9 protein-coding genes are annotated in these 12536 nt (G+C 67.5%); 3 read left to right on the top strand and 6 right to left on the bottom strand.

Annotation, left to right across the window (positions count from 1 at the left end; translation table 11 throughout):
- Positions 1 to 24: 24 nt before the first annotated feature.
- From QAD21_RS05435 to QAD21_RS05420, 4 genes are read right to left on the bottom strand one after another with little or no spacing between them, the layout of a single operon-like run.
- Positions 25 to 1989 carry a glycosyltransferase family 39 protein gene (locus tag QAD21_RS05435; protein WP_280360673.1) on the bottom strand — a complete coding sequence of 655 codons (1965 nt, stop codon included), beginning with the start codon at positions 1987 to 1989 and terminating at the stop codon, positions 25 to 27.
- A complete protein-coding gene (locus QAD21_RS05430; RefSeq protein WP_205334054.1) occupies positions 1986 to 3950 on the bottom strand; it encodes a hypothetical protein in 1965 nt (654 codons plus the stop codon). The genes QAD21_RS05435 and QAD21_RS05430 overlap by 4 nt, the downstream gene beginning before the upstream one ends.
- A complete protein-coding gene (locus QAD21_RS05425) occupies positions 3943 to 5388 on the bottom strand; it encodes a glycosyltransferase family 2 protein (protein WP_205334053.1) in 1446 nt (481 codons plus the stop codon). Before QAD21_RS05425 ends, QAD21_RS05430 begins: the two co-directional genes overlap by 8 nt.
- Positions 5385 to 6929 (bottom strand): hypothetical protein, encoded by a 1545-nt coding sequence (locus QAD21_RS05420; RefSeq protein ID WP_205334052.1) that lies wholly within the window; start codon positions 6927 to 6929, stop codon positions 5385 to 5387. Before QAD21_RS05420 ends, QAD21_RS05425 begins: the two co-directional genes overlap by 4 nt.
- Positions 6930 to 7752: 823 nt before the next feature.
- Between QAD21_RS05420 and QAD21_RS05415 the strand changes: the two genes are divergently transcribed.
- Positions 7753 to 7992, top strand: coding sequence for a hypothetical protein (locus QAD21_RS05415; RefSeq protein ID WP_205334051.1), 240 nt, complete (start codon positions 7753 to 7755; stop codon positions 7990 to 7992).
- A 176-nt stretch (positions 7993 to 8168) separates the two neighbouring features.
- Positions 8169 to 9428 (top strand): HNH endonuclease signature motif containing protein, encoded by a 1260-nt coding sequence (locus QAD21_RS05410; RefSeq protein ID WP_205334050.1) that lies wholly within the window; start codon positions 8169 to 8171, stop codon positions 9426 to 9428.
- A 110-nt stretch (positions 9429 to 9538) separates the two neighbouring features.
- Here the strand turns inward: QAD21_RS05410 and QAD21_RS05405 are convergent, their stop codons facing one another.
- On the bottom strand, positions 9539 to 10348 hold the full coding sequence (locus QAD21_RS05405; RefSeq protein ID WP_205334068.1) for an alpha/beta fold hydrolase: 810 nt from the start codon (positions 10346 to 10348) through the stop codon (positions 9539 to 9541).
- Between the two features lie 118 nt (positions 10349 to 10466).
- Between QAD21_RS05405 and QAD21_RS05400 the strand changes: the two genes are divergently transcribed.
- The gene (locus QAD21_RS05400; protein ID WP_068971172.1) at positions 10467 to 11390 is read left to right on the top strand and encodes an alpha/beta hydrolase; all 924 of its coding nucleotides are present in this window, start codon (positions 10467 to 10469) and stop codon (positions 11388 to 11390) included.
- 243 nt (positions 11391 to 11633) lie between these two features.
- Here the strand turns inward: QAD21_RS05400 and QAD21_RS05395 are convergent, their stop codons facing one another.
- Positions 11634 to 12533 (bottom strand): CopD family protein, encoded by a 900-nt coding sequence (locus QAD21_RS05395; protein ID WP_205334049.1) that lies wholly within the window; start codon positions 12531 to 12533, stop codon positions 11634 to 11636.
- Positions 12534 to 12536: the final 3 nt, after the last annotated feature.

The raw sequence follows: 12536 nt of genomic DNA, 5'->3' as shown, positions 1-12536 counted from the left end.
CCGTGGCGCAGCCCTCCACAGCGCTCAACCTGCAGGTGTCACTCCCTTGATCCGATAGATCCGGAACTGCGGTTTGCCAGTCGGCGTCGTCACCGTCATGGCGACCGTCGCGATGCCGGCGCCGTCGGCCCACAGCGTTGGATAGCGAACGTTGATGGCGTCGAGCGAGCCGAGGCCGGTCGGCCGCTGCGTGAGTATGTACTGCACGCCCTGCTCGGCGGGTGCGTTCAGCTTCGCGAAGAAGTCGAAGTCGCTGCGCACGACGAACTGTTCGGGGCGCTCGGACTCCAGCCAGACGCGCGAGACCCCGAAGGTGTCGACGAGAACAGAGCCCTCCGGCAGATTCTGGCTGTCCAGCCAGGCGGCCACGTTTCCCGACACGTCACCGAACCAGTAGAACCAGAATTCCGACGGCGGATAGCGGTCCGGCCAGAACGCCGAGCGCAGTCCGTATTCCTCCTTGCCCAGCGCCGGGTTGAGCATCGACAACGCGGTCACGGGTAACGAGGTCGCCAGGACCAGGGCCATCAGGGTGGTGAGGGTGGTCCTTTCGACACACGACCTCCGCAAGCTCCGGTCGCTGCTCAAGGAGCGGCGGGTGGGCGACCTCCGCAAGCTCCGGTCGCTGCTCAAGGAGCGGCGGGTGTCCGACCTCCGCAAGCTCCGGTCGCTGCTCAAGGAGCGGCGGGTGGGCGCAGCGTGTAGGTCAGCGGACCCTTCGTGGCTCGTCGCTAACGCTCCTCGCACCTCAGGGAGCAAAGGGAGCCCGGCGGCTTGCGCTCCTCGCACCTCAGGGAGCAGACGGTGGGCGGGCCCGCACGCGACGAGGACCGCGACGACGATCAGCGGCGTCGACGCCAGGTAGAAGCGGAACCAGCCGAAGGTCGAGCCGAGGATCACCGCGGACATCTGGAACAGCAGAACCGAACCGAACACGACTGCCGGCACCGCGGCGTCGACCCTGCGCAACCGGACCGCGATCCAGGCCACGACCGGCAGCACCGCGAACAGCAGTGGTTGCATGCCGAGCAGGTTGGCGACGATCACCTCCGCCAGCGGCCCTGCTCCGACGTCCTCGGCCGAGACGATCCCCGCCGCCGCCACCTGCGCCGAGTTGCCGTACTGCGAGGAGAACTGCGAGAACGCATTCCCGTCGAGGAGCCAGCCGAGGCCCGCCCACACCACGAACGCGAACGCCGTGGGCATGGCCACGATGGTCGCGTCGTGCACACCGAAGCCGGCTCCGGCCCGCCACCCCGCGCGTCCGGAGACTCCTTCGGGACGGTGCCGACGGGTCGACACCACGAACACCCCGACCGCCACACCCGCGGCCGCGGGTAGCGCCTCGTAGCGTGTCAGATACGCCAAACCCAGGGCGACGCCGGCGATGACCAGATCGAGCACACGTGATCGATTCACCCACAGCAGGATTCGACGGCATGTCCACAGCAGGAAGAACAGGAACGGCGCCTCGCTCATCCCCATCCCCGCGTACAGGATGATCATCGGGTTCAGCGCGAACGCCGCGACCGCGATCCAGCGGAGCAGGCGGCCGGCACCGTAATCGAGTGCGATGCGCCGAACCTGCCACCCGGCACCGGCCATGAACAGCGCGCTCATGACCGCACCGGCGAATCCGACGCGACGCAGCTCCGGCCACTGGTTCAGGGGCCAGTGCGACGACAGTTCGACGAGCGGGATCTCGATCAGACTCGGCAACGGATTCCACACGAAACCGATCGCGCCCAGGTGCGGGTCCCGGCTCCAGATGGTGAACCCGGCGTTGCCCACGCGACTGCTCGCGTCGGGATTGATGTATCCGACAGCGAGATACAGGTACGCACCGACCGCCAGATACCCGGCGACCAGACCGGCGAACAGCGCGATACCCCACCACTGCGTCGCGGTGAGCCGTCGACGGCCCTCGGTCACCGGCGGCTGCACACCGACCGCCGGCGACGTGGCGTCGTCGTGAAGCTCGACGGTCATGTAGTCGAGCCGCCAGCGGGACCGCTCGAGCCGCCGAAGCGTCTGCGATACAACATGATCGCAACCGCGACGAGGACTGCGATCGCGACGACGGCGGCGCTGATACCCAGCCACATCACCCAGCTGGTGCCGACCTGGTCGACCTCGGCCTGCGGACCGTCCGCTCGCACGGTCATCAGCTCGGGCTGACCCGCGCGGCCGGCCACCAGTACGTCACCGCGGAGGTTCGCCAGATCTCCCTGCTGGTCATCGAGATACGCAAACAGCGGGTCGACCAGTTCCCACGACCCCGAGGTGCTCACCAACACCACCGTGCGCGAGTTCTGCGAGAACGCCTGGATGGTGCCCAGCCCGTCCGGGATGGCCAGCCGGATCTGTGCCGCGAGGTCGACGAGCGTCGACGAGTCCTCGGTGTTGATCGGCGGATTCAGCGGGCGGGCGTTCGCCGCGTCGGCCACCACGAGTGCGCCGGTGTTGCTGGCGATCGCCTGATCCAGCGGCACCAGCACCGGCGACAGTGCGGTGGCCGAACTACGCTGCACCGACGCGATCAGCTCGGCGGCGGCGTCGAGCTGCGCCGGATTGGTGTTGTCCAGCGCGACCTGAACGGTCGGCTGCCACCCGAGCGGCACCGACGAGAAACCGCCCATCCGAACGGGAGTCGTGCTCGACGACGCCGTCGACGACGGATCGATCTGGAACGTCAGCGGCACACTGCGAGGCGAACACGCGCCCGGGGCCGGCTCGTAGGACACCCGGAACTCGAGCGGCTCGTTGGCCGCCACCTGCGCGGCAGGGATGGTGAACTGTGTGTCCAGCGATCCGGACGCATCCAGCGCACTCGTGTGCAGGATCTCTCCGCCGGTGACGGCCATGACATTCGCGCGCTCGTCGTCGCGGACCGGGGTGTAGCGCGCCTTCAGCGCGACGTCGACCGCGCCGGGCCGACCGAGGGCGAGGATCGTCGGATCGAAACCCGGTACCAGCGAGGCGGTTCCGAGAGCCTCCACCGACAACCGATCGGAGAACTCCCCGAAGGTCACCGAATCCGAACCCTGCACCTCGCGGTCTCCGACGGATTCGACTGCAGCAGCGTCTGTCTGGGCAAGATCGGTCAGCCCGTCGCGGAAGAGCGCCACCTGATCGGGCAGGGAATCCTGATCACCGCTGATCACCAGCGCAGCCCCGGGCTGCCCCGCACGTTCCAGACGGACACTCCCCGGGCCGCCCTCCTCGCGGATCACGACCGCGCGGTCGAGCGGACTGGCCACACGCGGCAGCCGGGCATCTGCCGACTCCACCACGTCGATCGCAACACGCTGTGGGCGATAGTGATCCGCGACAGCGGCGACGACGCCGAGCGTGGTCTGCGCGGCCGCGGCACTCGGGTGCTCCGGGGTGTACACGGTCACCCGGTTGACCACGGTCCCGAACACATCCTGAATGGTGGAAGGCACCGTCGCGGCGCCCCGGAAGGCGACGTTCAGGCTGGTCAGCGCGACCTCCGGCACCGGTCCGCACACCGAATCGTCGGTCCCGTTGCGCAGCGTCAGTCGCAGATCCGCACGGCCGTTGTCGCCCACGGGCACTGCGGTCAGCGGAACGGAAAACGCGGTGCTGAGCTGCCGCGGACCGAACCTCGGTACGACGACGGTGCCGATGATCGTGCCGTCGGTGCGGGCGACCTGGATGAAGGCGTCGGTCACGTTGGTCGCCGACGCCACCACACCGGTCAGCGTGGTCGGTGACATGCCCTGCGGCACCGGAATACTCACTCCGACCGGAACGTCGGCGCCGTCGATCGTGACCGAGGTGCCCATTCCCAGTTGCCGCCAGTTGAGCGTCGTCGTGCCGTCTCCCGGCGCGGCCGCGGCCGGAGCCACGGCTCCGAGCCCGACGGCCAGCGCCACGAGGGTCGCCCCCAGGAGGCGTCGCAGGCGGACAGCACTGTTGCTAGACATTCTCAGGACCTTTCGGAGGTCGGGACACACCGGGCATGGCCGAGAGTCCGTGCACGGTCTTCTCCCAGTAGGAGGGCTTGTAGATGAGCTGCGCCATGCTCTTGATCGCAGCCATGGACTGAAGGAACCAGTAACCGGGCACGAGCAGCGCGGCGCCGAGTAGGTAGGGCTTCCCGAGGGTGCGGGTCGACACGACGCCCAGCATGATGGTCGACAGGTTCCCGACGGTGAACATCAGGACGCACAGGTAGTAGATGGGCCCCGGGAACAGGGAGTGCATGAAGTCGGGCTTGCCTGCGAACCAGATCAGCAGCAGCGTCCAGAACAGCAGGTTGAGGGTGTTGGCTATCGGCATGCCCGCGGTCAGGTTCGAGATCCTCAGGGCCGGAACGAGTCCGAGTTCGCGGACCATCTCGACCGGGTGACGGGTGTGCACCAGAAAGGTCTGTAGATAGCCCTTGTACCACCGGGAGCGCTGACGCACCCAGTTCACGACGTCGGCGTTCGCCTCTTCGCCGGTGAGCGAGTCCAGGACGACCGTGCGATACCCGTAGCGCGCCAGCCGGATTCCGAGATCGGCGTCCTCGGTGACGTTGTAAGCATCCCATCCGCCGACCTCCCGCAGCACATCGGTGCGGATGTGGTTCGACGTCCCGCCGAGCGGGATCACACACTTCGACGCACTGAGCGCGGGGAGCATGTAGGAGAACCACTGGTCGTACTCGATGGCGAACCACCGGGTCAGGAGATTCTCGCGCTCGTTGTAGTAACCGAGCCGCGCCTGCACGGAACCGACCTCGGGCGGACTGGCGGCGAAGACGGCTGCCGCCCTGCGTAATTGCAGCGGGTCCGGGATGTCCTCGGCGTCGTAGATGGTGACGATGTCGCTGCGTTCCGACGGCAGGCTCATGGCGACGTTGCACGCCTTGGGTTTGGTCCGGGGCTCGCTCGGCGGGACCAGCACCGGGGTGATCCCGTCCAGATCGGCGTGTTCGACAGCCGCCCGGGTCTCGTGGTCGTCGGCCTCGAGGACCAGCAAGATGTCGAGTTTGTCTGCGGGATAGTCGATCTTGCCGACACCGGCGACCAGGTTGGCGACGATCTCGGGTTCGCCGTAGACCGGCAACAGCACGGTGTAGACCGGCAGGTCGGCGTCGGGAATCGCGCGGGCTTCGTCGTCGGACACCCGCAGCACTCCCCTGCCGGACATGCCGCGGGTGACGAGCACGAACTTGTCGACGCTCGAGACCAGGAAGTACAGAGCGCAGATGCTCAGGATGACCGCGAGTGAGACCCGCCAGGTCAGGAGGAACGCTGCCGCGGTGACGATCGCGAGCACGACGAGGCCGAGACGCTGCCTGCGGCTGAACGGATGTCGTGCCGACAGGGTGGAGACATGCCGCGCGTCGGTGACCGGTCCCGCGTCGGGGGTGGTCACCGAGCTGGTCGTTCGACGGCGTCGATCATCGACCACGCGAGATCGGTCAGCGCGACATCGAGGTCGGAGTCGTCGACGGGGTCCGGGGTGTCGTCGCCACCGCGGATGAGCCAGCTGATGGGTTCGGCGACAGTGGTGGCATAGCTGGGCGGTTTCGGCTCCGCGACGTTCGACGATCCCGGCTGATCACGCGCGGCCATCAGGTAGACGGCGATGTAGCGCTCACCGGCCGGCGTGGGAACTCGCCAACCCCAGAATCGACCGGTCCATAGTGTTTGATCCGAGGTACGGACCGACTCCAGGGTGTTGGCGATGCTGCCGAGCCGGGTGTGTCGGCCGTCCGAAGAGGCGGGAGTCGAGTGGATCGTCGCCGGCGGCACCGCCTCGTACCAGAGACCACGGCGGTAACTGGAGAAGCGGCCCAGATCGGCGGTGGAGAACACGTCGAGATAGGCGGTGGACAGCGGCCTGTTCTCCGGACCGGTCTGCCCCGTCGTGACGCGGTACCGGCGCACGTCACCGTCGGACCCCATGACCCGGGGACCCCAGTCGAACACCTCGGGCTCGGTGATCCCGATACCCAGCGTCCGCAGCTGCTCGAGCCACTCCTCGCCGATGGGGGGTGACACCACGGGTTTTGGTGATTCCGGGGCGAACGGGGTGACCGCCAGGATCACCAGTGCCACCAACCAGGCCGACGCCAGGGTGGCGATGGACTGCTTGGGCAGGCCGGCGCGTGCCGAGCCCGTTCTGCCTAACCGGAGTCGTACGACGATCGCGATCGCGGTCACCGCACCGGCGGGAACCGTGTAGGCCAGGACCGGGATGTCGTGGAGTACCGCAACCAGCACCGCGCCGCCGACGCCGGACAGCGCCGCGGTGGCGAGGGCGACCCGCGGGTGCCGACGCAGCGCCATGTACGTCACGACGAGGGCAATCGCCACGGACAACGCGCCGAAGGCGACGGTGGTGCCGCCGAGCACCTGCCCCATCAGCAGGTAGTTCGGCGGGAAGCAGGTCAGCAGGAACAACCAGATGAGGTAGTCGCGGACGACACGTCGGATCCCGAAGACCACGATCGACGCCGCGAACACCCAGATGAGGAGCGGGATCAGATCGGCGTGCCAGAACGCCGCGACGGCCGGAATCCGCGGGATGACCAGGGCCGCGGTCAGTCCGAGCGCTCCGCCCACGACGACGACCAGGATGCGGTCGAACTCGCCGTCACCGATCTCACGGCCCCGCGACGAGACGTCGAGACCGAAGGCGATCATCAGACACCACAGGGGTACGAATAGCAGGAATGCCGTCGGCGACCCCTGACGGAGCGCGTCGAACTCGGCAGCGATGGCCGGCGCGAACGCCAGCATGCCCGCACCGATCGTCGACGCGTACCGGGCGCCCATCGACATCTCACGCGGCGCGGTCAGCGTCGCTCGCCATCCGCGTCGGCCGTTGTCGCGGCCTCCGGGTGACGCCAGGTGCGCGTCGACCTCCGCATGTCGCGGTGTCGCGGACGCGACAGAATCAATAACAGTCATGAGCCCTCCCCAGGACGGCGCCTGAGCAGTGGGCTCCAACGCCAGACGCGGCTCCGGTGCCAACCCTGCGGGCCTCCCCTGGCAACTGAATCGCGAACTGAAGAAAGAGTAACGCTAAAAGAAAAGTTGATGGAGCGCATCGGTCGCATGGAATTCGTGAGCCGCAGCCGAGTCGGTGCTGGATGAGGGTTCGACGCGGGGTCGAGGCGACTCTTATTTTTGATTGTGCTACAGCTTATTTGGGGCATTTATCGCGTCGTCCGGGATCGCCGACTGGGCCGCGGCATGGTCCGAAAGTCACGCGACTTACGGCACGAATTTGTAGTTGATGTCACACCCGAGAAAGTGGGTCACCTGACCGTGTCGCAACGCTAAAGACGCTGCGCTGCAGCTATTCACAAACGATCCATGTGGTTCGGCAACAATGTCGAGACATTCGGGTGGTGCGGCCACTGCGGAATATCATCAACAAGCATTATTTGTCAGTCAGCAGTCGCAGCGGGATCGTCGTGAGTCCATTCGCGAGACCACGTCGACGTCACGTGGTGCTACTGCGTCGACTTCTGGTCGTTTGACAACGGCGGTGTTGGCGCTCTGCGTCCCCGCGACCGGACCAGCAGACCTCGACCATCCACGTCAATGACAGTGATCGGTCGGCGCATCCACCGTCATCGACTGCGCCCCCCGCTTTTGGGCCCACCGATTTGACACGGGTGCATCAGCCGACGCGTCGGACCGCTCGTCAACCTCGTGAGGGACGACCCTCGGGCGGCAGCCCGGCCGTTGCACCCGTCGAACCTGAGGACCCGTCGGCGCGGTCGGCGTGGCAGGCGGCATCGCCGACAACGGGGACACCTGGCGGCACTCGGCACGGCACGGCGCCGCTTACACCATCGACCGCAGGCCGGTCGGCCTGGCGGGCTACGGCGGACCCGCTGAGCGCAAGGAGGCCTACGCGCCACTCGCGCAGGTGTCGCCGAACTTCGACCTACCGGCCACCGCCGATCTCTGTGGGGATGACGAGCACCGAGTGGGCGTTCGTCTGCATCACGAAGGCCGCTAACTGACCGCCCGTGGGGCTCGTGGCCATGGCGCTAATCACCAATTCTGGGCGCGAACTTGAAACGGGTGTGACTGGAGTCAACTACTGACAACAGTTACCACACTGTCGACGAAAAACCCTGCACAGTCGATGAATTCGCAGTTCCCGGCTTGTGGAAACTCCTCGAAATCGAACGAATGTTCCTGTACCTTGGAGTCATGCCAGCGCTCGCCACTCTTCTCGATCAGCTCATCGAGACCACCCCACCCGCCGACGATCCCACGGGCCGATCAACATTCGACGCGCTCGAGACGCTGCGCTTGATCCGCAACACCGTCGACCACCAGATCGTCACCCACGCAGCACAACTCGACGAACTCGGCGTCGCTCAGAAAGCCGGCAGCACCACCAAGAAATTGCTGATCGAGTCAGGCCATGCACCGGCCGCTGCTCTTCGCACCATGCGCAGTGTCGACACCCTGCCGACGTTGCCCGCGCTGGCTCGTCATGCCGCCGATGGGAGACTGGCAAGCGAAGTCGTCGACGCCATCATTCGCGGAATGAACCAGATCGAAAAGTGCTGCGCCGAAGACATTTCCGATGACGAGCGCTCCCGGTACGAGATCGAGCTCATCGGCCAAGCGCTCTCGGGCGCGACGCCGACAGAAGTGCTCAAGTTCGCCCGAGCCGTCGCCAACAGCCTCGCCGACGTCTCCGGCACCGATGTACCGGCAGCCGACGACACGTCTCTGAACACGGTCAATGCCCACACCACCGACGACGGCCGCGTCGAAATCCGCGCCGACCTCACCCAGGTGGTCGGCGAGAAGTTCCTGGCGATGATCGACGAACGATCGTGTCCACGGCCCGAACCCGACGGAGCCGAGGATCGGCGTACCGCTGATCAGCGTCGCGCTGATGCGTTCGAGTTGATCCTCGACCAAGCCGCGATCGGCGCGACCATAGATACCGTCGGAAGCCCACGCACGCAACTGATGCTGACCATCCCCGCCACCGGAGACCCGGCAACACTCCCGTGGACCGGGTCGATCACCCAAGCCACGGCGAAACAGGTCTCCTGCGACGGATCGCTGACCGAGATCATCCTCGACAGTGAGGGCGTACCACTGCAGATGGGTCACACCCACCGGTTGTATCCGGCACACCTCCGCAAAGCGATCATCGTCCGCGACACCTGCTGCATCAAATGCGGTGCACCACCGTCACATACACAGGTGCATCACATCAAGGCGTGGGCCGACGGCGGACCCACCGACCTCGACAACGGCTGCCTACTCTGCCAGCGCTGCCACACCCAAGTCCATCACCACGGCTGGGACATCGTCATGGGGTTCGACCGACACCCCTGGCTCATCCCACCCGCCAGCATTGACCCGCAACGCCGACCGCTACCCGCCTACAACCGACGCACCATGCGACTCGACGACGCCGCCTGACCACACCCCGCCAGAGACCAACAGACTTTCGCGTAGCACCTTCCGCACCCGGGTGATGCCCGGGACCGCATCCGTCCATTGACAACTCCACAGTGTGAACGGCGGCCTCCTCAGTGAGCCGCCACCGATGCTCGATCGCGGGGCGCCACGGCGTCGAGCGCCTCGGCGAACGGTGGGATGAAGTAGCGCGCGCCGAGGACGCAGCAGGCGTGCCCGCCGTCGACCTCGAAGCGCTGTGCGCCGGGGATGCCGTCGATCAGCAGCTGCTGCCGTTCGGGCTCGACGACTCGGTCGCGGATGGAGACGACGACGGCGGTCGGGACGTCGACCTCGTGGAGCCAGTCGCGAGAGTCGAACTCCCCCAGCCCGTTTCCGAAGTCACCTAGGTGCGACAGCGGCGTCGAGAAGAACTGTCGAAGGGCCCAGATCGAGGTGTGTGAGGTCGTCTTGTTCAGACTCTTCTCGGACACCCGCGGCAGGATGCGGTAGACGGGGCGGAGGATGCGTCCCATGCGTTCCGACGACGCGCGGTGCCGGGGATCGTGCGTGCTGAAGTACGGACCGGTCGAACAGAGCACCAGACCGGCGACACGTCCCGGATGGCGTCGCCACACCAGCTGGGCGATGCCGCCGCCCATCGAGAACCCGGCGACCGTGAACCGGTCGATACCCAGGACATCGGCGAGGGCGACGACGTCGTCGGCGCAGTCACGGAGGTCGAAGGTGTCGGACTCGATGCCGCGGCCGTGCCAGCGCGCGTCCAGGGTGATGACGCGATAGCGGTCGTTGATCGCCGGGATCGTCGGGTACCAGCAGAGCAACCCGGTGGTGAGCACCGAATGCAGGAGGAAGACGGCGGGTGCGTCGCGCGGGCCCGAGTCGGTGACGAACGCCCGCCCGCGACCCGGGAGGTCGACCATCCGGCCCTCCGGGATGTCCCGAGCCGGGTACGGGGTGAACACGTGGCGGATGGGCGCGCGCGGTGCCGTGAACGAACTCGGGGATCACGCCACCAACCGTACGTGAGATGCTGATCACATGATCGACATCGCCCGTCCGAAAATCGAGGGGTCGATCGCCGTCGCCGACGGTGATCGTCGGATCGGATTCGCCGAGTACGGATCGGCCACCGGACGGGCCATCGTCTGGTTACACGGCACCCCCGGCGCGCGGCGCCAGATCCCCGTCGAAGCGCGTGCGTACGCGCTCGAACGCGGAATCCGCCTTATCGGACTCGATCGGCCGGGCGTGGGGTCGTCGAGCCCGCATCGGTACGACAACGTCGCCGCCTTCGCACCCGACCTCGCCGAGGTCCTCGAGGCACTGGGCATCGACGACTTCGCGATCATCGGGCTGTCGGGCGGCGGGCCGTACGCACTCGGGGTCGCCCACGCCATGCCCGACCGGGTGACGGCGGCGGGCATCCTCGGCGGTGTCGCGCCGACGGTCGGACCCGACCGCATCGAGGGCGGGGCCATGCGACTCGGCACGCTGCTCGCACCGCTCGTCAGCGTGGCCGGCGCGCCGATCGGCCAGGTGCTGAGCGTCGCCCTCGGCTTCGCCCGGCCGATCGCCGAACCAGCGATCTCCATCTACGGTCGACTGTCCCCGCAGGCGGACCGAGAACTGTTGGCGCGCCCCGAGTTCCGGGCCATGTTCCTCGACGACCTGCTCCACGGCGGAAGCCGACGCATGAACGCGCCATTCGCCGACGTCGTCGTCTTCGCGCGGGACTGGGGCTTCCGTGTCGGCGACGTCACGGTGCCCGTGCGCTGGTGGCACGGCGACGCCGACCACATCATCCCGTACGCCCACGGCGAGCACATGGTGTCGCTACTCCCCGACGCGAAGCTGTTCGAGATGCCCGGCGAGAGTCACCTCAGCACCCTGCACATGGCGACCGACATCATCGACGAACTCCTCGCGCTGTGGGACCAATCGCGACCGCCGATGGGCGAGTGATCCGCGGGTAGCGCAGGGTCGATCCAACCCCCGCTGGTCGAGCAGCGTCGAACGAGCGCAGCGAGGCCGCCGCGCCCGTCGAGGCCACCTGGTGACCGACGTCGTGAACCGGACGAGTGGCTTCGACACGGCGCCTCGCTGCGCTCGGAGCCGGCTCAACCAGCGGGAAAGGTCACCTTCTCGACCAGCGGGAAAGGTCGCCCTCTCGACCAGCGGAAAGGGAGCCGAGGGAGACGCTCCAGCTCAGAGCGGCGCGGTCGCCGACAGCCCGGCCGCGAGGCCCAGCGCCACGGCCATGATCGCCAGTTCGACGACAGCCGCGCGCACGGAGGCGGGCTCGCTGCTGCGATGCCGCTGCACCGCCGGTAGCCAGCGTCGTCGGTGCCAGACGGCGAGACCCACGAGGACCGCGAGCACCGCGGCCTTGGCGAGCAGGATTCGGCCGTAACCGCTGCTCACCAGGTTCGCCGGACCGTCGACCTCGATCAGGCCGGAGATCAGGCCGGTCACCGTGAGGACCCCGACGGCCCAGGGCGCGCGCCCGGAGAAGACCGGCAGACTGCGCGCCCACCCCGACCGGCCGCGCACCGAGAGCAGCATCGCCGCGAGCAGTCCACACCACCAGGCCGCGGCCAGCGCGTGGGCACCGATGAGGAACGGCCCCCACGAGTCGTTGCCGGCGTGACCGGCGATCGAGGTGGCCAGCACCCCGATCGCCGCGAGCGCTCCGACCACGAGCACGGGGATCTCGATCCCCGTCAGCAGGTCCAGCACCACCCACGCGAGGATCAGGACCCCGGCCACCAGCGCCACCATCTCGGGCGCACCCGAGAACAGCACGTCGCCGAAGTCGCCGGCCTTGACGTCGAGCACCTCGACACCCGCCCGATCGGCCGTCCGCACCCAGGAGCTGACCAGCACGGCCAACACCCACACCCCGGCCAGCAGGCCGATCACCCGGGTCGAGGGCTCGGCGTCGACCGTCGGGAGCGCCCCCAGACCGAGCAGCGTCACGGAGACACCGAGCGCGAGGGTCGTGGGCACGGCGACCAGATCCGGACCGTCGGGACGGGCGAGCAACCAGCTCACCACGAGACCGCCGGCCAGGGTCATCGCGAGGATCAACCCGTTGCGGACGGTCATCAG

Source organism: Gordonia sp. SMJS1, from assembly GCF_029866425.1.
Taxonomy (GTDB): Bacteria; Actinomycetota; Actinomycetes; order Mycobacteriales; family Mycobacteriaceae; genus Gordonia; species Gordonia hongkongensis.
This window is presented reverse-complemented; position numbering and strand designations above follow the sequence as displayed.